General features: G+C 69.6%; 23 protein-coding genes and 3 pseudogenes. 18 read left to right on the top strand and 8 right to left on the bottom strand.

What is annotated here, in order from left to right; translation table 11 throughout:
• Positions 1-551: 551 nt before the first annotated feature.
• Positions 552-1,514 (top strand): TAXI family TRAP transporter solute-binding subunit, encoded by a 963-nt coding sequence (locus tag H4N64_RS08380; RefSeq protein ID WP_186281476.1) that lies wholly within the window; start codon positions 552-554, stop codon positions 1,512-1,514.
• 18 nt (positions 1,515-1,532) lie between these two features.
• On the opposite strand, the gene H4N64_RS08375 is transcribed toward H4N64_RS08380, so the two are convergent.
• Positions 1,533-2,960: a sensor histidine kinase gene (locus H4N64_RS08375; protein ID WP_186281475.1), complete on the bottom strand. Its 1,428-nt coding sequence runs from the start codon at positions 2,958-2,960 to the stop codon at positions 1,533-1,535.
• A 15-nt stretch (positions 2,961-2,975) separates the two neighbouring features.
• Complete coding sequence (locus H4N64_RS08370) at positions 2,976-3,761, bottom strand: response regulator (RefSeq protein ID WP_186281474.1); 786 nt, start codon at positions 3,759-3,761, stop codon at positions 2,976-2,978.
• 207 nt (positions 3,762-3,968) lie between these two features.
• On the opposite strand from H4N64_RS08370, the pseudogene H4N64_RS44905 reads away from it, so the two are divergent.
• The 10 genes and pseudogenes from H4N64_RS44905 to H4N64_RS08325 form a co-directional block, all read left to right on the top strand.
• Positions 3,969-4,976, top strand: a pseudogene (locus tag H4N64_RS44905) (TRAP transporter large permease subunit); the annotation flags it as partial.
• A gap of 79 nt (positions 4,977-5,055) precedes the next feature.
• Positions 5,056-6,081, top strand: a complete 1,026-nt coding sequence (locus tag H4N64_RS44900; protein WP_336246664.1) for a TRAP transporter large permease subunit — start codon at positions 5,056-5,058, stop codon at positions 6,079-6,081.
• Between the two features lie 8 nt (positions 6,082-6,089).
• Positions 6,090-7,076 carry a TAXI family TRAP transporter solute-binding subunit gene (locus H4N64_RS08360; RefSeq protein WP_260859595.1) on the top strand — a complete coding sequence of 329 codons (987 nt, stop codon included), beginning with the start codon at positions 6,090-6,092 and terminating at the stop codon, positions 7,074-7,076.
• Between the two features lie 195 nt (positions 7,077-7,271).
• Positions 7,272-7,709, top strand: a complete 438-nt coding sequence (locus H4N64_RS08355) for an ATP-binding protein (protein ID WP_186281472.1) — start codon at positions 7,272-7,274, stop codon at positions 7,707-7,709.
• Between the two features lie 61 nt (positions 7,710-7,770).
• Positions 7,771-8,940, top strand: a complete 1,170-nt coding sequence (locus H4N64_RS08350) for a DUF475 domain-containing protein (protein WP_186281471.1) — start codon at positions 7,771-7,773, stop codon at positions 8,938-8,940.
• 348 nt (positions 8,941-9,288) lie between these two features.
• Positions 9,289-9,915, top strand: coding sequence for a DUF485 domain-containing protein (locus H4N64_RS46325; protein WP_186281470.1), 627 nt, complete (start codon positions 9,289-9,291; stop codon positions 9,913-9,915).
• Positions 9,915-11,489: a sodium/solute symporter gene (locus H4N64_RS08340; RefSeq protein WP_186281469.1), complete on the top strand. Its 1,575-nt coding sequence runs from the start codon at positions 9,915-9,917 to the stop codon at positions 11,487-11,489. Before H4N64_RS46325 ends, H4N64_RS08340 begins: the two co-directional genes overlap by 1 nt.
• Positions 11,490-11,589: 100 nt before the next feature.
• Positions 11,590-12,348: pseudogene (locus H4N64_RS08335) on the top strand (hypothetical protein).
• 81 nt (positions 12,349-12,429) lie between these two features.
• A complete protein-coding gene (locus H4N64_RS08330; protein WP_186281468.1) occupies positions 12,430-12,663 on the top strand; it encodes a type II toxin-antitoxin system VapB family antitoxin in 234 nt (77 codons plus the stop codon).
• Positions 12,660-13,067 (top strand): PIN domain-containing protein, encoded by a 408-nt coding sequence (locus tag H4N64_RS08325; RefSeq protein WP_186281467.1) that lies wholly within the window; start codon positions 12,660-12,662, stop codon positions 13,065-13,067. The genes H4N64_RS08330 and H4N64_RS08325 overlap by 4 nt, the downstream gene beginning before the upstream one ends.
• Before the next feature lie 99 nt (positions 13,068-13,166).
• Here H4N64_RS08325 and H4N64_RS08320 read toward each other — a convergent pair whose 3' ends face one another.
• Positions 13,167-15,962 (bottom strand): helix-turn-helix transcriptional regulator, encoded by a 2,796-nt coding sequence (locus H4N64_RS08320; protein WP_186281466.1) that lies wholly within the window; start codon positions 15,960-15,962, stop codon positions 13,167-13,169.
• Between the two features lie 134 nt (positions 15,963-16,096).
• On the opposite strand from H4N64_RS08320, the gene H4N64_RS08315 reads away from it, so the two are divergent.
• The 3 genes from H4N64_RS08315 to H4N64_RS08305 all read left to right on the top strand — a co-directional run bounded on the left by H4N64_RS08315 (position 16,097) and on the right by H4N64_RS08305 (position 18,721).
• Entirely contained in the window at positions 16,097-16,765 is a 669-nt protein-coding gene (locus tag H4N64_RS08315; RefSeq protein WP_186281465.1) for a TetR family transcriptional regulator, read from the top strand.
• A 390-nt stretch (positions 16,766-17,155) separates the two neighbouring features.
• Positions 17,156-18,109: a hypothetical protein gene (locus H4N64_RS08310; RefSeq protein WP_186281464.1), complete on the top strand. Its 954-nt coding sequence runs from the start codon at positions 17,156-17,158 to the stop codon at positions 18,107-18,109.
• A 72-nt stretch (positions 18,110-18,181) separates the two neighbouring features.
• The gene (locus tag H4N64_RS08305; RefSeq protein ID WP_186281463.1) at positions 18,182-18,721 is read left to right on the top strand and encodes a hypothetical protein; all 540 of its coding nucleotides are present in this window, start codon (positions 18,182-18,184) and stop codon (positions 18,719-18,721) included.
• Positions 18,722-18,924: 203 nt separating this feature from the next.
• On the opposite strand, the gene H4N64_RS08300 is transcribed toward H4N64_RS08305, so the two are convergent.
• Positions 18,925-19,275, bottom strand: a complete 351-nt coding sequence (locus H4N64_RS08300) for a DoxX family protein (protein WP_186281462.1) — start codon at positions 19,273-19,275, stop codon at positions 18,925-18,927.
• 51 nt (positions 19,276-19,326) lie between these two features.
• Here H4N64_RS08300 and H4N64_RS08295 point away from each other — a divergent pair, with 51 nt between their 5' ends.
• Positions 19,327-19,989: a TetR/AcrR family transcriptional regulator gene (locus tag H4N64_RS08295; protein WP_186281461.1), complete on the top strand. Its 663-nt coding sequence runs from the start codon at positions 19,327-19,329 to the stop codon at positions 19,987-19,989.
• 66 nt (positions 19,990-20,055) lie between these two features.
• On the opposite strand, the gene H4N64_RS08290 is transcribed toward H4N64_RS08295, so the two are convergent.
• The 4 genes and pseudogenes from H4N64_RS08290 to H4N64_RS08275 form a co-directional block, all read right to left on the bottom strand.
• Positions 20,056-20,862 carry an SDR family NAD(P)-dependent oxidoreductase gene (locus tag H4N64_RS08290; RefSeq protein ID WP_186281460.1) on the bottom strand — a complete coding sequence of 269 codons (807 nt, stop codon included), beginning with the start codon at positions 20,860-20,862 and terminating at the stop codon, positions 20,056-20,058.
• On the bottom strand, positions 20,855-21,481 hold the full coding sequence (locus H4N64_RS08285) for a carboxymuconolactone decarboxylase family protein (RefSeq protein WP_186281459.1): 627 nt from the start codon (positions 21,479-21,481) through the stop codon (positions 20,855-20,857). The genes H4N64_RS08290 and H4N64_RS08285 overlap by 8 nt, the downstream gene beginning before the upstream one ends.
• Before the next feature lie 306 nt (positions 21,482-21,787).
• Positions 21,788-21,993 (bottom strand): annotated as a pseudogene (locus H4N64_RS08280) (PAS domain-containing protein); the annotation flags it as partial.
• A 160-nt stretch (positions 21,994-22,153) separates the two neighbouring features.
• Positions 22,154-22,747 carry a TetR/AcrR family transcriptional regulator gene (locus H4N64_RS08275; RefSeq protein ID WP_186281458.1) on the bottom strand — a complete coding sequence of 198 codons (594 nt, stop codon included), beginning with the start codon at positions 22,745-22,747 and terminating at the stop codon, positions 22,154-22,156.
• 118 nt (positions 22,748-22,865) lie between these two features.
• Here H4N64_RS08275 and H4N64_RS08270 point away from each other — a divergent pair, with 118 nt between their 5' ends.
• The 3 genes from H4N64_RS08270 (at position 22,866) to H4N64_RS08260 (ending at position 25,626) form a co-directional block, all read left to right on the top strand.
• Positions 22,866-23,474 (top strand): flavodoxin family protein, encoded by a 609-nt coding sequence (locus H4N64_RS08270; protein ID WP_186281457.1) that lies wholly within the window; start codon positions 22,866-22,868, stop codon positions 23,472-23,474.
• Positions 23,475-23,526: 52 nt separating this feature from the next.
• Positions 23,527-24,642, top strand: a complete 1,116-nt coding sequence (locus H4N64_RS08265) for an NAD(P)H-dependent flavin oxidoreductase (protein ID WP_186281456.1) — start codon at positions 23,527-23,529, stop codon at positions 24,640-24,642.
• 75 nt (positions 24,643-24,717) lie between these two features.
• The gene (locus H4N64_RS08260; RefSeq protein ID WP_186281455.1) at positions 24,718-25,626 is read left to right on the top strand and encodes an NADP-dependent oxidoreductase; all 909 of its coding nucleotides are present in this window, start codon (positions 24,718-24,720) and stop codon (positions 25,624-25,626) included.
• Positions 25,627-25,914 lie beyond the last annotated feature (288 nt).

The following is a 25,914-nucleotide window of genomic DNA, read 5'->3' as shown; positions in this document are numbered from 1 at the left end:
CTTTGAGCCAACGGACTGAATCCGCTGCTCGCGAGTTCAACGCCGTTGCCGTCGTGGTTAGTTCGAACCGCTACGAGCAGTTGGACGCTGTATTCAAGACGCCGGCAGGACGCGGGTAATCGGAAGTGGCGCTCTGGGGACCGTCGCCTACCCGGCTCCGGTTCCGGCTCGGGGCGGCGCGGTGTCGCAGGATCCCAGCACAGCAGCGGCCTCCGTCTCAGCGGCCTCCACCATGAATCGCTGCACTCCGACGCCGAGCTCGACCAGGCCATCGCCGAGACCTACTCCGCTCCGGACGAACCGGGCGCTCTCATGACCGTCTCTATCGCATCCCCTTCTCACCCCGCTCCCTGGCCCAGAGCTTTCGCCGCGGCCAGTCAGCCGGCGCAAAGGCGCATCAGCGCAGTAGTAGGTCATGACGCTGCTTCGCCCTCCGCCGAGGATGACGCCACCCGTTCCAGGCCCGTTAGGCTGATCGCGTGGGTCCGTCGGTGGTCTGTGGTCCGTCCCCGGCGGTCAGAGCCCGGTTCGCCGTGTCCAAGGAGGCCCCCATGCCGGTGGCACGCCTGCTTGCCGCCACCATCGCACTGATGATGGTGATGCTGCTCGCAGGGTGCACCGGAAGCGATGAGCCGTCCCGACCTTCCGGTGAGATCAGCGTGGCCACCGGCAACCAGGGCGGCGTCTATGCGGAGTACGGGGCCGGATACGGCGATCTCATCGAGCGCCGGCTGCCCGACGCGTCCGCCCGTGTCCTGCACACCGGGGGCAGTGTCGACAACCTGCGCCGGGTGGGCGCGGGCAACGTGCAGGTGGCCTTCACGCTCGCCGATTCCGCCGCGGACGCCGTCGCCGGGCGCGCGCCGTTCACCGGGCGGGTACCCGTGGTGGCGCTGGCCGCGCTCTACGACAACTACGTGCAGCTCGTGGTCCCCGCCGACAGCCCGGTACGCAGTGTGAGGGAGCTCCGCGGGCGGCGGGTCTCCGTGGGCGCTGCGGGCTCGGGCACCGCGCTGCTCGCCGAACGCATCCTGAAGGTCGCAGGGCTCTCTGCGGGCAAGGACGTGAGCACCGTGCGCCTCGATGTGCGAGAGGCGACGGCTGCCCTGGCCGCCGGGCGGATCGACGCCTTCTTGTGGAGCGGCGGCCTGCCCACCGCGGCGATCACCGAGCTCCGCCGGACGTTGCCCATCCGCCTTGTCGACCTCGGCGACGTGGTCGCCGATCTCACCCGGTCCTACGGCGAGCTCTACACGGAGACCACCGTGCCCGCCGTCGTCTACGGGGCGCAGAGTGCGGTGACCACCGTGAGCTTGCCGAACTTTCTGGTGGTGCGGAGGGACATGCCGGACGCGGAGGCGTACTGGCTGACCCGGCTGCTGTTCGAGGGGCAGTCGCAGCTCATCCGCGCCCACCCGGAGGCCCGTCGGCTGGACCGGCGTACGGCGATCGCCACCTACCCGCTGGACCTGCACCCGGGCGCGGCGCGCTGGTTCCGCGAGTCGCATCCCTGACACCGGCCGACGTTCTGGTCAGGGCGCCGCGACAGGGGGCGGGGGAGCACTGGGCAACCGCATCGTGGCCGCGAGCCCGCGCGGCTCGGCCGCCGCCAGGCGAAGTTCGCCGCCGCCCGCCTCAACCACCATGCGGGTGAGGGCGAGGCCGAGTCCCGTACCCCGGACGTTCTGGTGGCGTGTGCTGCGCCAGAACCTCCCGCCTGCCTGAGCCAGTTCCTCGGCGGTCAGCCCGGAGCCGCCGTCGCGGACCGTCACCTCCACCACACCGTCGTCCTGCCCGCCCGGTGCAACAGCGTCGTCGGCCGGGGCCCGCGTGACCGAGACGTCCACCGGGGTGCCGTCGCCGAACTTGAGCGCGTTGTCGAGCAGGGTGTCCAGCGCGTGGTCGAGGCAGTCGGGCAGGGACAGCGCGCTCACACCGTCGGGAACCCGCATCGTGAGCGGGACGCCCTCCGCCTCGTAGGCCGTCCGCCAGGCGTCGACCCGGTGGACGACCACGGCCGTTACGTCGACGGGCCGGCGTTCCGCCTCGGACGCCTCGGCCCTGGCCATGCGCAGCAGCCCGTCGAGGATCTCGCCGAACCGGTCGGTCTCCTCCACGGCGAAGTGCAGTTCGTGCAGGCCACGTGGGTCGTTCACGAACTCCTCGAGGTTCTCCACCCGCAGCCGGAGCGCGGTCAGCGGATTGCGCAGCTGGTGGGAGGCCTGCGCCACGAATGCGCGCTGCTGTTCCTGCGAGGCGTGCATGCTGTCCGCCATCGCGTTGAAGCTGTTGGCGAGGCGGCGCAGTTCCGGAGCGCCCACCCGTTCCGAGACCCTGGTCTTCAGCCGCCCCAGGGCGACCTCGTGCGTGGCGCGGTCCAGTTCGTGGACCGGGCGGAGCACCCACCGGACGACCGGGGCCGCGACCGCGATGACCACGGCGGCGAGTGCGGCGAGGCTGCCCAGGACGACAAGGGTCACGTGGTCGGCGACCTCGGAACGGGCCCGGTCGGTGGGCGAGACGATGAGCACGGCGCCGAGCACCCGGCCGTCGCGCTTGACCGGCTCAGCCAGGACGAACGGGCGATCGTCCCACGGCCAGACCACGCTGGGCTGCAGCGCGGGCCGGTCGGCCAGGGCTCTCAGCAGCGCCGACCGAACCTGCGGCTCCTCCAGGTCGAGGGGGCGGGGGGCGACGACGATCTTGCTGTCCGCGTCGACGACGGCGACCCGCGAGTCGTACAGGGCCGTATAGCGGTCGGCGGCGGCCTCCAGGCGGCCGGTCCGTCCCGATTCGAGGGCGGTGGCCGCCATGTCGGCGAACCATGCGCCGTCCTCGACCCGTCCGATGAACGAACGCTGGACCGTACGCTCCGCGGTGGCCCGCACCAAGGGCAGGCTGAGCGCCACGATGAGGCCCGCGACCAGGGCGAAGACGATGACGAGGAGTCGGCGGCGCATCGGTGATCAGCGTTCTCAGCTGTCGGCCGCCATGGGCGGCGAGGCAGGGGTCGGGCAGTCCGAGTTCGGGGCAGGAGCCGCATCAGGGGCGGTGTCCGGAGCCGGGGGCGCAGCCGGAACCGTGGCCGGGGCCACCCCGTCGGCGGTCGCGAGGCGGTAGCCGAAGCCGCGCACCGTCCGCACCACGCTTCCCGCCCGCCCCAACTTGCCGCGCAGGGTGGCCACATGCACGTCGAGCGTGCGCGACATGCCCTCGTACGTCGTCTGCCACACCTCGACGACGATGCGGTCCCGGGGCACGGCGGCACCGTCGGCGCGCACCAGCACGGCCAGCACCTCGAACTCCTTGCGGGTGAGGGGCACCGGCTGCCCGTCCAGGGTGACCGCACGCCGTCCGAGGTCGATCTGGAGGCCGTCGACGGTGACGAGCCGGGCCTCGTGGGCGCGCTGGCTCATGCTGCGCCGGAGCACCGCCTCGATACGGGCGAGCAGCTCGGCGGTGCCGAAGGGTTTCACCACGTAGTCGTCGGCGCCGCTGCGCAGCCCCCGTACCCGGTCGGGTTCGCCTCCCCGCGCGGTCACCGCGATCACCGGGACCCCGCCCCGGGCACGCAGCTCCCGGCACACCTCGATGCCGTCCCGGTCCGGCAGGCCCAGGTCCAGCAGGACCAGATCGACGGCGGGCGCGGCCAGCGCGTCGACGGCGTTGGCCGCGCGCCGCACCTCGTAGCCGTTGCGCCGCAGCGCACCCGCCAGGGCGTCGGCGACCCGATTGTCGTCTTCGACCAGGAGTATCCGCACCGCAGTCCCCTGTTCTCGTGCGCTGGACCCTGAGCCCCGTCAGGGCACGAAGGCCAGGGGCAGCGCGGGTTTCGGCCGTCGGAACGAGCGTAGAAGTGATCCCCGTCACCCAACCCTAAACCTAGGTTAAGACCGCAGGCGTTCTCTGTTGCCGGCTTATGACGGCTGCCACGTTGGGGTTACAGCGAAGCGACCCAGCCCCAGGAGATGGCCGAGATGAGCATGGCAACGGCGCCGACCGAGCCGCAGCAGCGGACCGCTGAGGATCTGGTGGCCGAGTTCGACCAGGAACGGCCGGCCCGGAAACTCTCCCCACGGGTGTCCGTGCCGGTGTCCCTGGCGTGCGCGGCCCTGTCGGTCTTCGTGCTCTACGCGATCTTCTTCCCGCTGGCCAAGGGCAGCCAGTACTACCTGACGATCTTCCTCGCCGCGACGCTGCCGCTGGTCTTCCTGACCTACCGCGGCGCGGTGCGGGTACCGGCGGTGCTGCTTCCCTGGCGGCGCGGTGCCGACGCCCACAAGAAGCCCGGCAAACCGGCACGGCGCGACGACCCCGGCTGGTTCGACTGGCTGCTCGCTGCGGCCGCGCTCGCCGTGTGCGTATACCCGCTGCTGGAGTTCGACCCCTTCATCGAACGGCGGCAGCTGCCCACCTCCCTCGACGTGCTGGCCGGGCTCGTCCTCATCGTGCTCGTCCTGGAGGCGTGCCGCCGCACCACCGGCTGGGTACTGCCCGCCTTCTGCGCGGCCTTCCTGCTCTACGCCTACTACGGCGGGCTGCTGCCGTACGACTGGTCCCTGGCGCACGGCGGGTTCGACATCGACGCGATCGCGGCCCACTTCTTCATGGGCACCGACGGGGTGTACGGCGTACCGCTGAACGTGGCCGGCACGTACATCGTGCTGTTCACCATCTTCGGCGCGGTCCTCGACATCTCCGGTGCGGGCAAGTTCTTCATCGACCTGTCTTTCGCGGCCTTCCGCGGCTCCCGCAGCGCCCCCGGCCGCACGGTGACCGCAGCCGGCTTCCTGCTCGGCACCGTCTCCGGGTCCGGCACCGCGACCGCGGTCAGCCTCGGATCGGTCGCCTGGCCCGTGCTGCGCCGGGCCGGCTACGGCAAGGAGCAGGGCGGCGGCGTGCTCGCGGCGGCCGGGATCGGCGCCATCCTCTCCCCGCCCACCCTGGGCGCCGCGGCGTTCATCATCGCCGAGTACCTGCGGGAGAGCTACCTCACCGTCCTGCTGTACGCCCTGGTGCCCACGCTCCTGCTACTACCTGGGCATCCTCCTCGCGGTGGAGATCGACGCCCGCAAGCACCAGGCGCAGCCAGTGGTGGGGGAGAAGGGCACGTCGGCGCTGAGGCTGCTCGGCCGGTTCGGCTACCACTTCCTCCCCCTCTTCATGATCATCGGCTTCATGGCTGCGGGACTGCCGCCCTTCAAGGCGGTTGTCTACGCCACGGCCCTGCAGTTCCTGCTCTCGTTCCTCGACCCCGAGCACCGGATGACGCCGCGGCGGCTGTACGCGGCGCTCGCCGAGGGCTGTCGATCAGTGCTGCCGGTGGTCGCCACCTGTGCCGCGGCAGGCATCATCGTCGCCGTCGTCACCCAGACAGGGCTCGGCCTGAGCCTGGCCTCGGTAATCGTCGACGCGGCCGGACTCTTCGGCGACGACAAGACCGTGGTACTGGTCCTCACCGTCTTCTTCGCGGCGGTCTCGGTGTCCATCCTGGGGCTCGCCGTCCCGGTCACCGCATCCTTCATCATCGCCGCAGTGATCATCGCGCCGGCACTTCTCTCGCTGGGGGTCGCCACCCACGAGGCGTACATGTTCATCTTCTACTACGCCGTTCTGTCCGAGGTGAGCCCTCCGACGGCGCTCGCGGCGGCGGCGGCCGCCGCCATCACCGGGGGCAACCCGATGCGCACCATGGTGGCGACCTGGAAGTACTCACTGCCCGCGTTCCTGGTGCCGTTCGCCTTCGTCCTGACCGACAACGGCTCCCAACTGCTTGGCACGGGAAGCCTGGTGGGCATCGTGTGGACCACCGCCATCTCGGCCCTCGCGGTCGCCGCGCTGGCCGCCGCCACCGGAGGGTGGCTGCTCGGCCCGGCCAGGCGTGTGGAGCGCACGCTGTGCGCTGTCGCCGCGCTCTGCCTCCTCTACCTCGAACCCGTCGCGATCGCCGCGGGTGTCGTGGCACTCGTACTCGCCCTCGGCATCCATCTCGTACGCCGCAGGCAGCAGACCCCCGCGGTTCCCACCACCGGTGAGAACCGCCCGGCGGAAACCATCACGGAAGGACACCTCCCCTCATGAAGCACCGGATGCGTGCCACACGCCTCGCAGTCGCCGCCCTGGTCACCGCTCTGGCCGCCACCGCCTGCGGCGGCGGGAAGCAGACCGACAACACGGGCGCGAGCAGCGGAAAGGGCGGCCGGCTCACGATCGCGACCGGTGCCACCACCGGTGTCTACTACCAGATCGGTGGTGGCCTCGCGGAGCTGATCTCCGGCAACATCGACGGCTACCGGGCCACCGCCACTTCCACCGGAGCGTCGGTACAGAACATCCAGGGCCTCGGGGCCGGCACCTACGACATCGCGTTCTCCCTGATGGACACCGCCGACGACGCCGTGGAGGGCAAGGAGGGGTTCGACGCCCCCCAGGAGATCGAGGCCCTGACCCGGCTGTACCCGAACTACACCCAGGTCCTGGTCCGGGCCGATTCCGGCATCAAGTCCCTTGAGGACATGAAAGGAAAGAGAGTGTCCACCGGGGCGCCCGCTTCCGGCACGGAAGTGATCGCCAACCGTCTGCTGAAGGCCGCCGGGCTGGACCCGGCCAAGGACGTCACGGCGGAGCGCCTCGCTCTGCCCGAGTCCGTCGACGCCATGAAGGACAGCACCATCGACGCGCTGTTCTGGTCCGGCGGACTGCCCAGCGGCGGCATCACCGACCTCACGACCAGCCTCAAGAAGGACGTCCGCCTCCTCGACGTCACCCCGCAGTTGCCCGCTTTGAACCAGGAGTACGGCGACGTCTACCAGAAGGGCTCCATCCCGGCGTCCGTATACAACCAGCCCAAGGACGTGCCGACGATCGTGGTTGCGAACGTGCTGCTCGTGAAGAAGGGCTTCGACCCGGATCTGGCCGCGGACATCGTCAACCTGATCTACGAGAAGAAGAGCGAACTGGAGAAGGTGAACGCGGCCGCGACTGAGATCGAGCTCGCCCAGGCGCAGGCCGTCTCGCCCGTCCCGCTGAACGCCGGCGCGGAGAACGCCCTGAAGGCGCTGGCCCAGAAGTCCTGAGCCTGCCTCGCGGGCAGGGGCCGGTCCACATCCGTGGACGCCACGGGACCGGCCCCCAACCGCCGGGCACTCCGGCGCCGCCGCGGGGGATCAGAGCCTCCCCTTACGGCCGGAGGACCGACCGGTCCTCCCTCCACGAGGCACGGCGGCCTTCTCCCGCCCCTGTCGGGGCGGGCCGCGCACCAAGGAATGATCATGACGCACATCCCCGGACTGTCACTGTTCCACAGCTTCCGCGTCTCCCCGGAGGACCCGGCGACCGTGCCCAAGGCTCGTCGGTTGCTCCTGTCGGTGGTCCGCGGCTGGAATCTCCCGCTGGCGGACGAGACGCGGGACGACCTCGGGCTGCTGGCGAGCGAGGTGATCGCCAACGCGGTGAGTCACACCACCGGGCCGTGCTCGGTGACGGTGCGTTGGACGGGGGTCCGGCTGCGGGTGGAGGTGACCGACACGGTAGCCGGGCTGCCCACACCGCGTCGTCACGAGCTGTACGCCGAGAGCGGCCGGGGCCTTGTGTTGGTCGCGTTGTTGGCGGCGAGCTGGGGCAGCACACGCACTGCGACGGGCAAGGTCGTCTGGTTCGAGGTGGCGCCCGCGCCGCCGACCGCAGACCTTGACCGGCTGGCGTCGTAACGCCGGCGATCGCTGGGTTCTGCACGTATCACGGAACACTTTCCTCAAAGCTGGGATAAAGATGATCTTGAGGATATTCGGCTGGTCGTTCGCCGTCACGGCGGCCGGGCTTGCCTTCGCGGCATGGCAGTGGGGCTGGGAGGCCTTCGGGATCGTACTGATCCTGTCGGTCCTGGAAATCTCGCTGTCCTTCGACAACGCGGTCGTCAACGCCGGAATTCTGAAGAAGATGAACGCCTTCTGGCAGAAGACCTTCCTCACCGTCGGCATTCTGATCGCGGTGTTCGGCATGCGGCTGGTCTTCCCGGTCGTGATCGTCGCCATCAGTGCCAACGTCGGGCCCATCGAGGCGGTGCAGCTCGCCCTCGACGAGCCGGACCGCTACGAGGACCTGGTCACCGACGCACACCCGGCGATCGCCGCCTTCGGTGGCATGTTCCTGCTGATGATCTTCCTCGACTTCATCTTCGAGGACCGTGACATCAAGTGGCTCGCCTGGCTGGAGCGCCCGCTCGCCAAGCTCGGCAAGATCGACATGCTGGCGGTCTGCGTCGCGCTCATCGCCCTGCTGGCCACGGCGATGACATTCGCCACCCACGCCCACGTCAGCACCGGCCACGCGGACAAGTCCGCCACCGTACTGCTGTCCGGGGTCGCCGGCCTCATCACCTATCTCGTGGTCGGCGGCCTCTCCGGCTACTTCGAGGACAGGCTCGAAGACGAGGAGGAACACGAGCACGAGGAGGCGGACAAGGCCAGGGCCGAGGGCAGACCGGTCTCGGCGGTCGCCCTCGCAGGCAAGGCCGCGTTCTTCCTCTTCCTCTACCTGGAGGTCCTGGACGCGTCGTTCTCCTTCGACGGCGTGATCGGCGCCTTCGCCATCACCAACCACATCTTCTGGATGGCCCTCGGCCTCGGCATCGGCGCGATGTACGTCCGCTCACTCACCGTCTACCTGGTCCGCCAGGGCACCCTCGACGACTACGTCTACCTGGAGCACGGCGCCCACTACGCCATCGGTGCCCTCGCCGCGATCCTGCTGATCACCGTCCAGCACCAGATCAGCGAGATCATCACCGGCCTGATCGGCGTCGTCCTGATCGCCGCCTCCTTCCTCGCCTCCGTCCGCCGCAACAACGCACTCCCGGCGAAGGGGGACATGCCAGGAGGGGCCACAACCTGCGCCCGGCGACCCCATGTCGGCTTCTCGGCGACAGAGAATCGTGACTGACGGCGGATCAAAATCCGACCCTGTGCGGTCGTATCTCAGAGCAGCAACCGCCCGCTTCCGAAGGGCCTACGGCGCCGACGGCGACAACTGCCGTGCGTGCAACCGTTTCGAGGATCGGCGTGCCGGTGACCGCAACGTACGCAAGTAGGTCTGATCGTTGCGGTTCGGCCCCTTCCTGTCACATCTCCCTTCCGGCACGGTTACGCCTCACGGACGCGCTGCCGGGGGGAACCCGGCCAGGCTCTTCTGCCCTACGTGACGTGCGCTGATCGCGCTCCGGGGCATTTCCGCACCGCTGGATCCATGCGGCCCTTGCGTCCGTCTGTCCTCCCGTCCGAAGGAGACTCGGTGTCCTCCCACGGCCCGTCCCCCGAACACGACTCGACCATCGTCGCCGCCCTCTACCTCAGCGGACTCCGCCACGGCTCGTCGTACACCCCCGCGGAGCTGAGGCAGGCCATCGCCCAGAGCTACGCGGGCCTTCATCCGGCCGAATCCCTCTTGCCCCGGTACTGGGCGGCCCAGCGTGCGGCCGACGATCAGGGCTCATGGGAGCGAAGACTCTGGGCCCTGCGCATGGCGGCCGTTCTGGCACAGGACGAGCAGCCGACGGGGAGGACGCCCTCGCCGCGGGCGGCCGGCCCTGCTTCCTCACCCGCTGCTGCCACTGCCTCCCCCAGCCGTCGGCCGGATTCAGCGGTGCAGCGGTTGTGCGCGGCACGGCGGCTGCCGGTGCGCGTCACCGTCGCGGTGCTCGGCGTCCACATGGCCATCGCGGTTCTGGCCAGGCAGGCCGGAGATCTGCTGGCCCTGCCGATCGCCGGCCCCTTCAACGTCGGCTTCGGCCTCCTGCTGGTGCAGCTTGCCGTCACGGCCGGGGCCGCTGTGTGGTACGGGCCGTACGCCCAGGCCACGATCGATCCACTGACCGAGCACGTTCCGTCCAGCCTCGCGCACCCGGAGAGCGACCGTTGATGACCCAGGCTTCTTACAACGACACCTTCCCGGTCTTCACGGTCTTCGCCGCCTTCGGCGCGAGCACGCTGTTCCTCTGCCTCGCTGCCGTGGGCCGTGACACCCTGAGCAACTTCTACCTCGGCCATCGACGGCTGTCATGGGTCGGCAACGGGCTGGCCGTCTTCGGCATTTACATGTCCGCCGCCGGGATGCTGAGCAACCCGGGTCTGGTCTCGCTGAGAGGCTACGACGGCATCCTGTACGTGCTGGCCTCCTCCGCCGCCTGGATCGTGCTCCTGGTCGTGATCAGCGATGCCTACCACGGTTCGGCGCGGTTCACCGTCGGCGACTCTCTCGCCCGCCGTCTGAGCCCGCGGCCCACGCACATGGCCGCCGGCGTGGTTGCCCTGCTCATCTCGCTGGTGTATCTGATTGTGCAGCTCGTCGGCGCCGGGACGCTCGCAGCGCCCATCCTCGGCCTGGACGGGGCGGCCGCCCAGAGGGCCCTCGTCGCCTGTCTGGGGATGTTGATGGTTCTCTCCGTAGTCGGCGGCGGCATGCGGGCGGCAACCGCGGTGCAGTGCGTCAAAGCCGTGCTGCTCCTGGCGGGCGGTGCCGTCCTGGCGCTCGCGGTGCTCTCGCGCTTCGGCTGGAACCCGGCAACCCTGCTGAGTGCCGCAGCAGACCACAGCGCACTCGGCGACGACTTCCTGCGGCCCGGCGCGCACGCCGACGAAGGCGCCAGCGCACTGGATGCGCTGGGCCTGGAGCTCACCAGGGTGCTCGGATCCGCCGGTCTGCCCCATGTGCTGATGCGGATCGGCACTGTGGCCACCGCACGCGAAGCAAGGCGATCGATACAGTTCGGCAGCCTTCTGATCATCTGCTTCTTCATGGCGGCCGTGGTGATCGGGCTCGGTGCGGCCGGCCTGCTCGGCACACATGCCATCGTCTCGGACAGTCCCTCCGGCAAGACCGCTGTACTCCTACTGGCCGACTCCCTCGGCGGCTCGATTACGCTCACCGCCGTCGCCTGCCTGGCTTTCATCACGATCATGGCGGTCGTGACGGGCCTCATCCTCACCGCGGCGGCCTCACTGGCCCACGACATCTACGGGGCGACGATCAGGCGGGGCAAGGCTTCGGAGCAGGAGGAACTCGCCGTGGCCCGAGGGGCGGTCCTGCTGATCGGCGCCGGCGCCATCACCCTGTCCATGTTCGCCCAGGACCTCAACCTGTCCTTCCTGCTGGAACTCGCTTTCGCCATCGCGGCCTCCGCGATCCTGCCCGCCATCCTCTACAACCTGTGGTGGCGGGGCTTCACTACCCGAGGGGCAACCTGGAGCCTGTACGGCGGCCTGCTGACCGTGCTGCTCCTCATGACGCTGTCCCCCGCGGTGTCCGGCCATCCGGCCGCCTTGCTGCCCGACGCGGACTTCGCGATCTTCCCCTTGCGCAACCCCGGCTTGGTGTGCATTCCCGTGGGTTTCCTCCTCGGATGGCTGGGATCGGTCCTCGGCACGCGGAGGCGTTCCGCCGACGGCGCGGTCCGGCACAGCGAGGACCCGGCGGCCCTCGCCCCGACCGACTGATCGGATCACTCCTGCACCGGCGCGTCGGCGACCAGCAAGAGCTGAGGCTCCCATCGATATTCCACATGTTTCAGCCGTATTGGGTAGAAATGATTCATGGGTGCCACCGCTCCGGGAATTCCCGGAGTTCCCTTTCCATCGGCCTTTCTGTACGCAAGACGCGACGTGGACGGCGTTCGGTGCTGAGCGAGCGCAGTGTCGTCGGTCAGATGTTCCTGCTGCAGGTCGCGGTCCTCTTGCTGCTCGCTGCCGACGCCACCACCGTGCTCGTCCTGGACGCCATGAGGGACAGCCGGCACGAGGCTGCACAGCGTTCTCTGGCTGTCGCGGAGAGCGTCGCCAACTCACCCGGAATCCTCAAGGCGCTCGCGTCCCCAGATCCGACCGCGGCGCTCCAGCCACGGCCGAAGCCGCCCGGGAACGCTCGCACGTCGACTTCATCGTCATCATGAGCCGGGACGGAATTCGCTACACCCACGCCAACCCGGACCGCCTCGGTCAGCACTTCATCGGCACCATTGCCCCCGCTCGGGCAGGTGGGACGGTCACGGAGGCCTAGACCGGCACGCTCGGGCCATCGGTAGGTGCTGTGGTTCCCGTCAAGGATCCCAGCGGCTCGGTGGTGGGGCTGGTGTCCGCCGGGATCACGACGAAGCACATCGGCGACGCGGTCACCGAGCAACTGCCGGTCGCACTGGGCGTTTCGGTCGCCGCGGCCGTCACCACGGGCGGAGCGGCGCTGCTCAGCCGACGACTGCTGCGCCAGACCCAAGTCCGTCATAGGTTCCATGGTGTGATTCGTATCGAGGTGCGGCAGCCCCCGCTGATAACGCCTCAACATCCTGCGCACCTCCCTTGAGCGGTCTGTTCGCGATCGGTGGCCGCGTCAATGTTGGCGATGTATCTTGGATGCATACATTGTGGATGTTGGAGGTGTCCGGTGTCCGTCACGCAGATTGATCTCGACGACGAGGCGCTCGCCGAGGCCATGCGGCTCATGGGTGCCACGACGAAGAAGGAGACCGTCAACGCGGCTCTTCGGGACTACGTGGCGCGGATCAAGAGGCTTGAGGCCGCGGAGAAGCTGGCCGCGCGAGGTTCGCGTGGCGAGTTCGAGCAGGCCGCAGCGGCGCATGAAGCCGAGAAGCGTGCGCGACGCGAGGCCTTCGAGTGATCACGTATCTGGTGGACACCTCGGCTCTGTGGCACCTGTTCCGCACCCCAGGTGCGCTGCGCCCCTGGGAGGGACACATCGCCGCCGGAGTATTCCACCTCTGCGAGCCGACACGTACCGAATTCCTCTACTCGGCGACCAGCCCGTCTCACCGAGATGAGCTGGCAGAGGAACTGGACGCGCTCTGCTTGCTCTCTCCGGTTCCGAAGAACGCCTGGCGGTGGGTCGACACCGCCCAGTACAAACTGACCCAGCGAGGCCAGCATCGGGCGGCGGGAGCGATCGACCTGTTGGTGTGTGCGACAGCTGTACACCATGGGCACACCGTCCTCCACGTGGACAATGACTTCGCGACGGTGGCCGGAGTCCTCAAGGAAGTTCAGCAGCGAGACGCACGAGCCTGATCTCCTGAGGCCGGATCGCGTCTGTCGGGGCCGTACGAATCTCCTTGGCGTCGGCCGGCCTGCCCAGGCCTTCGGCATGGCGGCGGCCAACTGCTCGGATCATGTGCCGGAACCGGCGTCGGCTGCGCACCGGCGGATCAGGTCGGACCGCGAGGTGATACCAAGGCGCTCGAAGATGCGACGCAGGTGATAGTCGACGGTGCGTGGGCTCAGGTACAGCCGGGCCGCCACCTCCTTGTTGGTCGCGCCCTGGGCGACCAGCCGGACGATCTGGCGCTGACGGGAGGTCAGTGTTCCGGTCCTGCCTTCAACAGCCGGGGCTTCGTTCTCCGTGGGGTCCCAGTCGTCCCCGGTGGCGCGCAGCTCGGCCCCGGTACGGTCGAGCCACAGCCGCGCTCCGTGCCTGCGAAAGATGTCGGCCGCCTCCCGAAGCTGGGCGCGGGCGTCCGCGCGTCGGCGCTCGCGGTTGAGGTACTCGCCGTAGAGCAGGCATGTGCGGGCCAGTTCCAGTTCGCGATCGCCGATCGGGTGCAGAAGCAGAGCGCTCCGGAAATGTTGCTCGGTGTCGCCGGTTTCCAGCAGCGCGCGGCACCGGGCCGCCAGCGCGGTCGGCCACCCCCGGCCGACCGCCTCCGCCCAAGGAGCGAAAGCCGCCGCGGCGCGCTCCGCCCGCGGTCGGTCCCCGGCTCGCACGGCGGCCTCCACGTAGCTGGGCACGGCCTCGATCGCGACACCGGGATGTCCGAGCCTCGTACGGACCAGCCGGCGCAGCTTGGCAGCCGCCTCGGCCCAGTTTCCGGAGGCGAGATCCAGGTGCGCCAGGCCCCACAGGCCAAGGGCGGACGGCAGGCCCAGGCCGTGCGCCTGTGCTTCGCCGACGACGCGGTCCGCGTATTGCCCGCACGTCCCGGAGTCTCCGGTGACACCGGCAGCGAGCATCAGCATCCCCATCAGATTGCGGACACAGGTGAGCTGGCCCGTTTCGCGGGCGAGCCGCAGTGCCTCGGTGGCGGTGAGCGTCGCGGTGTCCGGTCCGCTCAGCCAGCACTCCGGATACGAGAGGTACTGCATCGCGTGGACCATCGTCGGTGTGTCACCTGCCGTGCGCGCCAGCGCCACCGCGCGGCCGGCCAGCGCACGCGCGCGGGCATCGTCGGCGATGAACAGCGCACCGTGCGACGCCCACGCGAGCAGCAGGGGATCGTCCGTCCGTGCCGCCGTGCCGAGACGCTCGCGCAACCGAGGCACCGCGGTCGCCGGCCGTCCTTGCAGCGCATCGGCGACCGCCAGCAGAACATCGACGGCCAATCGGCTCGCCGGCTCTTCCTCCCCAGTCGCCGAGCCGTTGAGCACCGCCAGCGCGCGTCGGCCGGCCTGCGCGCACAAGGCTGCGTTTCCCGCATGCAGGCCCGCTTCCCCCGCTGCCACCAGAGCCTTGACGGCCTGCGACGGGTTGTCACCCGCCAGCAGGTCGGCGGCGGTCAAGAGCCCGTCGTAGGCATCTGGCGCGGCGGCGTGTTGCAGGGAGATCACGCCCTTCAGGTAGGCGATGCGTCCCCGCAAGGACGGCTGATCCCTGCCGACCAGGGTCTCCGCCCGTTCCAGCAGCCGGGCCGCCCGCCTCGGCCGTCCTGCGCGTGTGCTGTAGTCGGCCGCAGTGACCAGGCGGCTTCCCCGGCGGCCGTCCTCGTGGCTCAGCTGGGCCGAGCGTTCCATGAGCGCCGCCGCGTGTGCCGGGCTGCCGTGCTGATGTGTGCAGGCAGCCTGACGCTCCAGCTCATCGGCCAGGTCGGCGTCGGCCTCCGACCGCAGGGCCGCCTCGTGCCAGCAACGACGATCGTCGTGCGTGTCGGCGAAGGCACGCGCCAACATGTCGTGCGCCCAGTGCCGCTCGGCGGGATCCGCTCCCTGGCAGATGGCCCGGCCAAGGTCGTCGTGCCGGAACGAGATCGCGGTCCTGGAGGTGGTGAGCAGGCCCGCGGTCTCGGCCGGCTTCAGGGCCGACGGGTCGATGCTCGTCCGTTGGGCGACGCGGAAGAAGGTCAGGGGGTCCAGACCCGGTTCCGCGGCCAGCAGCAACAGCAGTCTCCGGCAGTCTTCGGGAAGCCGACGGAACTCGGCGAGACGAAGGCGCGCCAGGCGAGGTGCCAGCGGCAGGGGATCGGGCAGCCGGGACACCTGGCTCAGCTCTGCGGGTGTGAGCGTCCGCAATAACTCCAGCAGGATCAGGGGATTGCCGCCGGCTGCATGGAGGAGCACCTCGCGCACCGGGAGCGCCACCGGACAAGACGCGATCCGTGCGATGAGCCGCAGGCAGTCCTGGTCGCTCAGGCCCGCCAGACGCAGTACTGGCACCCCCGACACGGCAGCGCACGCGTGCCTCTCCGTCGCGGCCAGCATCAGGACCCGCTCGGCGCTGATCCGGCGGGCCACGAAGCCGATTGCGTACCGGGACTCGGCGTCGACCCGGTGCAGATCGTCCACGCCGACCAGCACCGGGCTGCGGCCGCTCGCCTTCGCCAGGAGCGCCAGCACGGCGACGCCGATGAGGGAACGCTCCCCGGGCGACGGGACGTGCCCGAGCAGCAGCCGCTCGAGAACCTCACGGGACTGCGGCGGCAGCTGAGGGATGTCGGCGGCCAGCGGCCTGACCAGCCGCTGCACCGCTCCGTACGCCAGGTGCTGCTCCGCCGGTACCCCGTCGGCCCTGACCGTGCGGAATTCATGGGCCAGGTGGGACGCGTAGCGCAGCAGTGTGGTCTTGCCGATGCCATGGCCACCGGTCAGGAGCAGGGCGCCGCCGCAGGCTTCGCGGCAGGCGTCCAACGCCGCCGCGAGCTGTCGGCGCTCGGCCTGTCTGCCGATGATGGGGGGTTGCTCGGTGCCGTACGTCATGACGCACGCTCCCGGCTCGACGCCTCAGGTCGAGAATAATGACTATTCTTGACCGGGAGTGCAATAGTGGCGACGCCCGAAGTGCCGTTCTGCGAGGGCCCCTTGGATCCTCCCTACGCGGCTACGCTTGGGTCGTGGCAGAGCCTGATTCCCTCTCAAGGCAGTCCGGTGCCCTGATCCGTGACCGGCTGATCGAGGCAGCCGTTCACGAATTCGGCGAGCAGGGTTACGACCGTGCGCGGGTGCAGGACATAGCCCGTCGTGCCGGGCTCTCCACCGGCGCGATCTACGGCAACTTCCGGAACAAGGCCGACCTTCTTGCCGAGGCGGTCGACCGCGGGCTGGCAGCCGCCGCGCGCAAGCTGGTGGAGGCGCTCGACCGCGGGGCGGCCTCCACCGACCTGCTCAAGATGGTCGCCACCGACCTCTCCGACCCCCGCCGGCGAACGTGGGCGCCTCTGGTCAGCGAGGCACTCGCCGCCGCGCGGCGGGACGACGAGGTCGCCCGAAGGGTCCACGCCGCCTTGCGCAGGGCGGAGGCCAAATTGACGGAGCTGGTCGAACTCGCCCAACAGGACGGCTCACTGGCCCCCGAGGTCGACAGCGCGGCCTGCGCCCGCCTGGTGCTGTGTGTGTCCCTCGGGGTCGACGTACTCACCGCCTTGGACTTCGAGGGCCCGGACCGCAAGGCGTGGACCGCATTGGTGCACAGGCTCTTCGCCGGGCTGGCCTCGGCCGCTGTCCGCACCGCGACCGCCGCCCGGCGCTCGGCCGGGGGCCGTTCGGGGCGGAGCAGCGGCTGAATCACCGATGCACCACGACCGCAATCGGCGAAGTCACCGGTGTTGCGCCGGCCCGAGGGGCGAGCGTCCCGAGTAGACGCTGGTCAGCAACTCGGCGGGAATTTCCCCGTTTTCACTGCGGCGGGGACCGGTTGACAGTGGAAAGGCCACACGTCACTCTACGGGCAGTCAAGCGAGGCAATTATCGGTGAGGGGACTTCCCTCGATATGCGCTGTCCGCTCTTGCGGCGTAGACCGTCATGCGTTCCTGTCCAGAGAAGACGCGCCTGTCTGTGTGATGTCGATCGGGTATCCCGATGCCCTCGCCATTGTGAGGCGAGGCGAACCTGCGTCCAATTTCCGTGCGCATCCGCCGATTCCGAAGAACTTCTTTCCGGCAAGGAGGAAAACATGCTTCAGCGGAAACTCGCGTTGACCGCCGTCATCGTCGCCGCGGCACTGGCGGCCGGCGCCGTGCCCGCGGCCGTCTCCGCAGCCGCCCCCGGCCCTGACACCTGGCGGCAGCACCACGGCCCGCAGGTCACGACTGTACGGTACGGGCCCTTCACCATCCCTGCCGCGTCCGGGCACGACCACGGGGAGACGGGCAACCGGCTCTCCCTGAACGTCCAGAAGCCGTGCGACGACTGCTTCATCACCGGATTCAAGCCCAATCTCGTCTACGCGGACGGGTCGAACGCAAATGTCAACACCGGGCCCATGTTGCACCACATGGTGATGGGAAATCACTGGAAGAACGATGTCGTGTGCAACGGCCCGCAGCGAATATTCGCCTCCGGCAACGAGCGTGTGGAGAGCATCCTGCCCGCCGGATACGGCATCAAGGTCGGCAGGGGCGAGCGGTGGAACATGCTCTACGACCTGATGAACCACGCCCCACAGAACAAGTCGGTCTACCTCTCCGTGACGTACACCCATGAATCCGCCACGGGTTCGCGACTCAAGCCGGTGACACCGATCTGGATGGACGCGGGCGGATGCCTCGGCAGCGCGTACGACGCTCCGGAGGGAGTCAGCGAAAGGATCCGGCGGTGGCGATCCACGATCTCCGGGACGTTGGTGCACATGCGCGGCCATCTCCACCACAGCGGTCACTCGGTGCGGACCGAGAACCTCACCACGGGCGAACTCCTGTGCAACATCGTGGCGGAGGAAGGCGGCAGCCCCGAGTTCATCGACCTGCACGGCAACACCGAGATCTCGGACATGCCGCCCTGCAGCGGTGACCCCCTCGGCACGATCCACCGAGGGGATGTCCTGCAAATCACCAGCAGGTACGAAATCGACGGGCACTCGCACGACGACGTCATGGGGATCATGGCCGGCTGGGTGGCCCGGAACTGATCCGCCTCGGGCGGTGGGGCGGATACCAGCCCCACCGCCCTGCTGCCCCACGCCCGCCAAGGAGGTGATCGCATGAATCCGGGTGGGTCCCGCAGGCCCCTGCACGGCTGGACGCTCATCACAGCGGACGTGCTCATCTGTCTGGCATGGGCGGGCAGCGTGTGGGCGGCGCTCCATGTGGAGGCCGGCCCAGCGGTGCGCACGGTCGCGCTGTTCGTGCATCTGGGGGCGCTGGTCATCGGACTGGGCTCGGTGTTGACCATCGACTACTACGGCGCGCTGTGGCTGCTGGGGAGGCGGAGCCTGCGTCAGGCGCTGGAGTTCGCCGACCCGCTGCACGTGCCCGTGTGGGCGGGGCTGGCCGGCTTGGTGCTGAGCGGGATAGCCCTCGATCCCGACCCACAGGCACCCCTCACACGGGTCAAGCTGGTGCTCGTCCTCCTGGTCGCGCTCAACGGAGTGCACGCGCAAGCTCTGCACCGCACCCTGGTCGGCCAGGGAGGCGCGTTGCCCCTGCGGCGGCTGCTCGTGCGTGGAGTGATCTCGGCCGTCCTCTCCCAACTCGGCTGGTGGGGGGCCGTGACGATCGGATTTCTCAACAGCCGGTCATGACCGGCGTGGAAGTGCGCCTCGTCGGCGGACAGGTCACGGTGGCCGGTGACCAGGAGGACAGCCGCAGGGAGGGCGACCGAACGGCCGCACCATGACCAGGCCGGCGGTGTCGCCTCTACGCCGACGCAGCCGCTTGCCCACGCGTCCTGCGCGCCAGGGCACAGTTGGGCCTTCCCCACCGCAGTCGTTCCGGTTCGTGGGGGTCATGCGGCGATGCCGCACACGAGGGACATCGAGGCGAGCAGGAGAACGCCCGAGGCGGAGGCCACCACGGGGATCGGATCCCTGGCCCGCAGGTGCGTCAGTACGGCGCCGAACATCAGCGCGCACAGTCCCGCGCCGGCCGCGATGCCCAGCGGCAGGACCGCCAGCCCCCCGAGCAGCCCCAAGCCGCCCGCTGCCTCCAGCACGCCGATCGCCCGCCAGAGCGAGGGCGGCATGCCGAAGTGGTCGCGGTACTGCAGGGACCGGCGCAGCCCGTAGATCTTGATCCCCCCGGTGAGGACGAATATCGGGCCGAGGGCTACGGCCAGGATGATGCGCAAGATGTCCACAGGTCACCTTTCGAGCAGTGGGGCAGTCGCGGATGGGATACTGCTGGGGCGATGACCGATCCCACGACGACGACCGGCCCCCTGCCGACGATGCGCGACGACCAGCGGGAGGCTTCCCGGCGCAGACTGATCGACGCGTCACTGGGGATCCTCGCCGAGGAGGGCTACCGCGGCCTCACGGTGAAGAAGGTCGGTGATCGCGCCGGGGTCAGCCGGGGCATGGTCAACTATCACTTCGAGTCCAAGGCCGGGCTCGTCGAGGCGGTCATCAACGACATCCGCCAGGTCTTCGTCGACCGGCTCCGGGCGCTCCCCGGATACGACCGGATGACCGGGCTCGAGGCCGTGCTGGCCAAGCTGGAGCAGTACTTCTCAAGTCTGGCCGAGCCGGGCCCCAGTGTCCGGGCACGTGCGCTGCTGGTGCTGCTCGTCGAGGCGGTCGGCAGCCCGGGGGAGACCGCCAGGGGGCCCCTGGGCGGCCAACTCGACTTGGTCCGCACCGGCGTGGAGGACGACGTCCGCCGTGGCGTCGCCGACGGCAGCATCCGCCCCGACCTGGACCCCCGCGCGCAGGCGTTCCTTCTGGAGAGCCTGGCGCGCGGCGTACTGGTCCAGTACCAGCTGGACTCCTCGCGCGCCCGACTGGAGGAGATCGGCCGCGCGGCCCACGACATGGTGCTGCTGGCACTCACTTCGGACCGGAGGACCGGCTGACGCCGACGGCAGTGGTCCTCTGCGGGAGTCGGCCCCCGCAGAGGCCGGACGGTTGCCGAACCGCGGTCAGACCGCACTCAGGCCGCCGTCCACCACCAGCTGCTGGCCCGTGATGTAGGAGGCGCGGTCGGAGAGCAGGAACGTGACTGCCTCCGCGACCTCCCATGCGGTGCCCTGCCGACCGAGCGGGATCCGGGCGAAGGACTGGGTCCTGGAGCTGCGTGCTGCTGATGCCTGACGGCCCATCGGGGTGTCGATCAGGCCTGGTACGACCAGGTTGGCGCGGATACGGCGCGCCGCGCCCTCCTTGGCGACGTGCCGGGTCAGACCCCCCAGACCCGCCTTGGAACTGTCGTACGCAGGCGAGCCGGTGGCGGCGCGCAGTCCGGCAACGGATCCGATGAAGACGAACGCACCGCCGTCGCCCATCGTCGGGAGGCCGTACTTCGCGGCCAGGAAGGGCGCGCGCAGATTGAGCGAGAGGACGCGGTCCCAGTCCTCGGGCGAGGAGTCGGCCAGGCCGACGCCGAGCCCCATGCCCGCGTTGACCACGAGCGCGTCCAGGCCGCCGAGCTCGCGGTCCGCCTCGGCGACCAGCGCGACCGTCTGTTCGGGGTCGGTGGCATCAGCCACCAGGGCGACCCCTGTGGAGCCCTCGGCGGTGACAAGCCGGGCGGTCGCTGCGGCCGCCTCGGGTGCGATGTCGGCGCAGGCCACACTCGCTCCCTCACGGGCGGCAAGGACGGATATCGCCCGCCCGTTGCCGACGGGTGCTTGCGGATCCCCGTCCGGACGGGTGCCCGCACCGATCACCAGGAGCTTGCGGCCGGCCAGACGGCGCGCCTCCCTCTCCGGTCTCCGCTGCTCATCCATCAATGCGCGTCCCCTGCCCGGTGCCGGTCCGGTCGAAGCCAGGCTCCAGCTGCACGCCGGTGGAGTTCAGGAAGAACGCCAGCATGTGGTACTGGCCTATGAGCATGGTGATCTCTATCAGCTCTGCCTCCTCGTAGTGGGACGCGAGAGCTTCCCAGGTCACGGTCGAGATCCGTGCGTCGCGGTGCAGTTGGTCGGCAGCCCGGAGCAGATGCCTCTCTACGTCCGTCCATCCGGCGGCGGCGTCCGGGTCCTGGGTGAGACGCCGGACTTCCGCGGTCGTGACGCCGACGGCCTCGGCCAGCGGCAGATGGCGTCCCCACTCGTAAGCGGCCCCGGTGTTGTGCGCGGTGCGCAGGATCAGTAGCTCCCTGATCCTCCCCGGCAGCAGCCCGCCGCGGAGCAGCTGCCCGGCGAATGGCATGAACCGCGCGTAGAGGTCCGGGTGGCGGGCCAAGGTGGTGAAGATGCTGGGCACCCCTCCTCCCGGGTCCCGTGGAGCGGTGGCCAGAAGCCCGCGCAACCGTGCGTCCCAGCGGTCCTCCGGCAGCGGCGCGACGCGGGGGAGGTGGTTGCCACCTGGGATGCGGTTGTGAGGTGGGTCAGGTACGTCAGCCATGGCGTCGTCCATACGCTCACAGTAGAAACTGGCTGAACGTTTAGCAAGCGATCGTCGGCGAGGCCGTACTCCTGTGAAGGTCTGGCCCCGTCATGGCTGGCTGCAGACGGGAATTCCGACTGGCCGCCCAATAGGGGCGGTGATGGCTTGGTCCCACAAGCTTTGACCTGGAACCCAGAGGAACCGGTGGCCGGGTTCGGGTAGATGCTCGGCTGGGCGTTGGGATGTGCCGGCCGACCGGTGGGCCGGTTCAGGTTTTCCATCGCCACCGAGTCCGGACACGCCGGAAGGGGAATCCGCTGCGGGCCCCGCCCAGCTCTGCCCGCTCTCCATCACCTCGGCGAACAGCCGGATGACCAGGTCCAGGTCCTGCTCGTGGAGCAGCAGTCGTCCCGCGTACTGGCCCAGGACTCCTCGGCGGTGTATCCGAACAGTTCCTCGGCCTGCGGGCTCCCGAACACGAACTGCGCCTCGGTGTCCAGAACCACCGCGGCAACGCTGAGGCGGTCCAGCGGCCGAGCCGGGACGGCGGCTGGGCCTGCGGCTGACCGGAGTTACCGCGGAAGGGATCGGCTGAGTTCATTCCAGGCGCTCGCTCCCCCTGCCAGCAGGAAACGGGCCTTGGACGGCTTCAACGCGCGCCGTCGTGTCCGCTACGGCGCGCTGCGCCCCCTAGCTTCGCAGGAGCCGGGCGGCTTGCGCCCACAGTCCGTCCAGTACGGAGGGGTCGTTTGCCAGCTTTGCAAACATGACCATGCCCTCCAGTTGGGCGAGTACCGCGCGGGCGGTGGTGCGGGTCGCGGCAGAGGTGGGGATGGTGCCCTGCTCCGCGGCATCCGTCAGTGTGGCGTGAACCAGGTCGATCTGCTCGTCGAAGATCTCTGCCAGGCGGGCCTGGACGACCACGTCCTGGGTGCTCATCTCCAGCGCCAGATTGCCGAACAGGCAGCCATTGACCGCGCCGCCCTCCGTCTTCGCCGCGCGTTGGGCTGCGGCCTGGTCGAGGAAGAGCCGCTCCAGTCGGTCCTCCGCCGGCCCGTCGCCGCGCAAGGTCGCCACCCAATCGGGCCGCTGGGCCGCCCAGTGGGCGTTGATCGCCTCGATCGTCAGGGCCTGCTTCGACTCGAAGAAGTGGTAGAAGCTGCCCTTCTTCACGTCCGCGCGGGCACAGATCTCGGCGACGCCGATCGTGCCGTAACCGCGGCTCAGCATCAGGCCGCAGGCCGCGTCCAGCAGTCGTTCCCGTGCCGTGCTCGTTCGTCCCATGGCGATGAGTATACGGCCGGTCAACTATTGCGGTGGCTTTTAGTTGACCGGTCGTCTACTGTCTCTTCCGGTGGTGGGAAACCTGCCCGCCGAATAGCAGACCTGCGAGGACTTCGCCATGCCCGAAAGCATCACCGTCGCCGTCGCCTTCCACAGTGGCTACGGCCACACCGCCCGCCAGGCTCGTGCGGTCGCCGCCGGAGCCGGGTCGGTGCCCGGAGCGCAGGCCGAGCTGTGCGACGTGGCCGTCGTGAACGACCGGCTGTGGGAGACCCTGGCCGCCGCCGATGCGATCGTCTTCGGCACGCCGACCTACATGGGCAGCCAGTCCGCCGTCTTCCAGGCTTTCGCCGAAGCCAGCGCCCCGATCTGGATGGAGCAGGGCTGGGCCGGAAAGCTCGCCGCCGGCTTCACCAACTCCGCGGGCGTCAACGGCGACAAGCTGAACGTCCTGGTCTCCCTCTCGGTCTTCGCCGCGCAGCACGGCATGAACTGGGTCTCGCTGGGCCTGCCGCCCGGCGGTGAGTACTCCACGACCGGAACCCCGGAGGACCTCAACCGCCTCGGCGGCTTCCTCGGCGCGATGGCCCAGTCGCCGTCCGACCTGGGCCCGGGCGACTCGCCCTCCGGGGCAGACCTGCGGACCGCCGAGCACCTCGGGCGGCGGGTGGCCGAGACCGCCCTTGAGCAGGTGGCGGGCCGCGCGGCGCTCGCCCTCGTGCGGTGAACGCACTCGGCCTCAGACCTCCCTCGACTTCTCGACTCCAAGGACCACTGTCATGACCGACGGAAAGCGTTCCTGGGCCCGTGGCCGGCTCGCCGAGCTACTGGACCTGGAAGTCCCCATCGTGCAAGGGCCGTTCGGCGGCGGACTCTCGTCCGTGGCGCTCACCTCCGCTGTCTCCGAGGGCGGCGGGCTCGGCTCGTACGGAGGACACATCCTCACTCCGGACGGGATCGGCGCGCTCGTGAGCGAGCTGCAGAAGGCCACCGCGCGACCCTTCGCCGTCAACCTCTGGGTCCCGCACCCCGAGGAAGCCGCGGCATCGCCCGACCGTGACCGGATGGCCCGGTACGCCGGGCTGCTGCGCCCGTGGTTCGAGGAACTCGGGCTGCCGACGGACCGGTTGGAGGAGCCGCCTCCCGCCCCCGGTTTCGATGAGCAGATCGACGCGCTGCTCGCGGCGGAGCCGCCGGTGATCAGCTTCGTGATGGGCATCCCTGAGGCCCGGGTGCTCGACGAGGCCCGGCGCCGGGGCATCCGGACCGTCGGTACCGCGACCACCGTCGAGGAGGCCCTCGCGATCGAGGCGGCGGGCATGGACGCCGTCGTCGCCTCGGGCAGTGACGCAGGAGGGCACCGCGGCTCATTCCTGCGCCCTGTGAACGAGTCCCTCGTTGGGACCTTCTCCCTCGTTCCGCAGGTCGCGCAGGCCGTGTCGATCCCCGTCGTGGCCGCCGGCGGCATCGCCGACGGCCGCGGAATTGCCGCGGCGCTGACGCTCGGGGCGGACGGAGTGCAGATCGGCACCGGCTTCCTGGCCACTGAGGAGTCCGGCGCGAGCGCCATCCACCGGGCCGTCCTGCACGGCCCCGACGCGCGTACGACCGTACTGACCCGAGCCTTCTCGGGGCGGCTCGCGCGAGCCATCCCCAACCGCTTCACTCGTGAGGCACTGGCGTACGAGAGCGAACTGGCGCCCTACCCGCTCCAGTACACGCTCACCCGCCCGCTCCGCACAGCAGCCGCGGAACGCGGTCTGGCCGACTACGTCAACCTCTGGTCCGGCCAAGCGGCGGCGCTCACCCGGCCGCGTGGCGCCCGCGCCTACCTCGACGAACTCGTCGTCGGCACAGAGGCGGCACTGCGCCGCCCGGCGCCCGGGCACGACTGAGCCCCCTACTGGCGTGGGCTCGTCACGGCCCGACTGCCCAGCAAGCCTGCCCCGACTTAATGAGGAGTATGTGTCATGCGTGCAGTGGTCTTCTCTCGTTACGGCGATGAAAGCGTCCTGGAACTGACCGAGCAACCAGTACCGGCCCCCGCGGCCGGAGAGGTCCTGGTGAAGGTTCGGGCGGCTGGGGTCAACCCCGTCGACTGGAAGTTCCGTGAAGGTGCGGTCGGCACGGACCGCCAATTCCCGCTGGCGTTGGGCTGGGATGTGGCAGGGGAGGTCGTCGCAACGGCGACGGCTGACGGTCCAGATGTCGGTGACGAGGTGTACGGCATGCTGCCCCTGCCGCACGGCGGCGCCTACCAGGAGTTCGCCGTCCTGCCTGCATCGGCGGTGGCGCCCAAGCCCGCAGGCCTGTCGTTCGCCCAGGCCGCGGCCGTTCCGCTGGCGGCCCTGACCGCATGGCAGGCTCTCAATGCCGCACACGTGGCCTCAGGGCAGCGGGTTTTGGTGCACGCCGGCGCGGGCGGGGTAGGCCACTTCGCCGTACAGCTCGCCAAAGCCCGCGGGGCACACGTCGCGGCCACCGCCTCACCACGCAATCTCGACTTCCTGCGCCGTCTCGGTGTCGACGAGCCTGTGGACCGCACCTCGGACAGCCTGCACACCATCGAACCGGTCCACGCTGTCATCGACACCGTCGGCGGCCGGACTCAGTGGGAGTCGTGGCCTCTGCTGCGACCGGGCGGGACCCTCATCACCCTGCCGGAACCCATCGACGAGGCGCACCGTGTGCCGGGGATCAAGGGGCAGCGCGTCATCGTCGCCCCGGACGGCGAGGCGCTGCACCGCATCAGCACGCTCATCGACACCGGGGTCGTCCATGTCGAAGTCCAGGATGTCCTGCCCCTGCACAAGGCGGCCGAAGCGCACCGGATCAGCAAGACCGGCCAGGTCCGCGGCAAACTCGTGCTCACCCTGTGACGGAAATTGTCCGCACGGGTCGAACGGTGGTCGCTGACGCCCCGGGAGCGGATCCTCAAGGCGACCTGCTGTCGCCGACCCTTGTCATCGCCTGGGAACTGCCTCGCGAGTACCACTCGCAGCGCCGCCGAGGCCCCTGGCGGGGAGGCCCTTTGGTGTGCCGATAGATCGATTGGGCGGCTTTGTCCAGCATTTACCTCCCTTACGCGTCGGCGGTCCTACCTCTAGTCTCAACCCACTGCTTGCGAGTTACCTGCCAGTTAACAAGACATTGAGAGCGCCCCCGGG

It is taken from the genome of Streptomyces cupreus (assembly GCF_014257025.1).
GTDB lineage: Bacteria > Actinomycetota > Actinomycetes > Streptomycetales > Streptomycetaceae > Streptomyces > Streptomyces cupreus.
The sequence above is the reverse complement of the archived record's forward strand: the minus strand, read 5'-3'. Positions and strand labels throughout refer to the sequence as shown.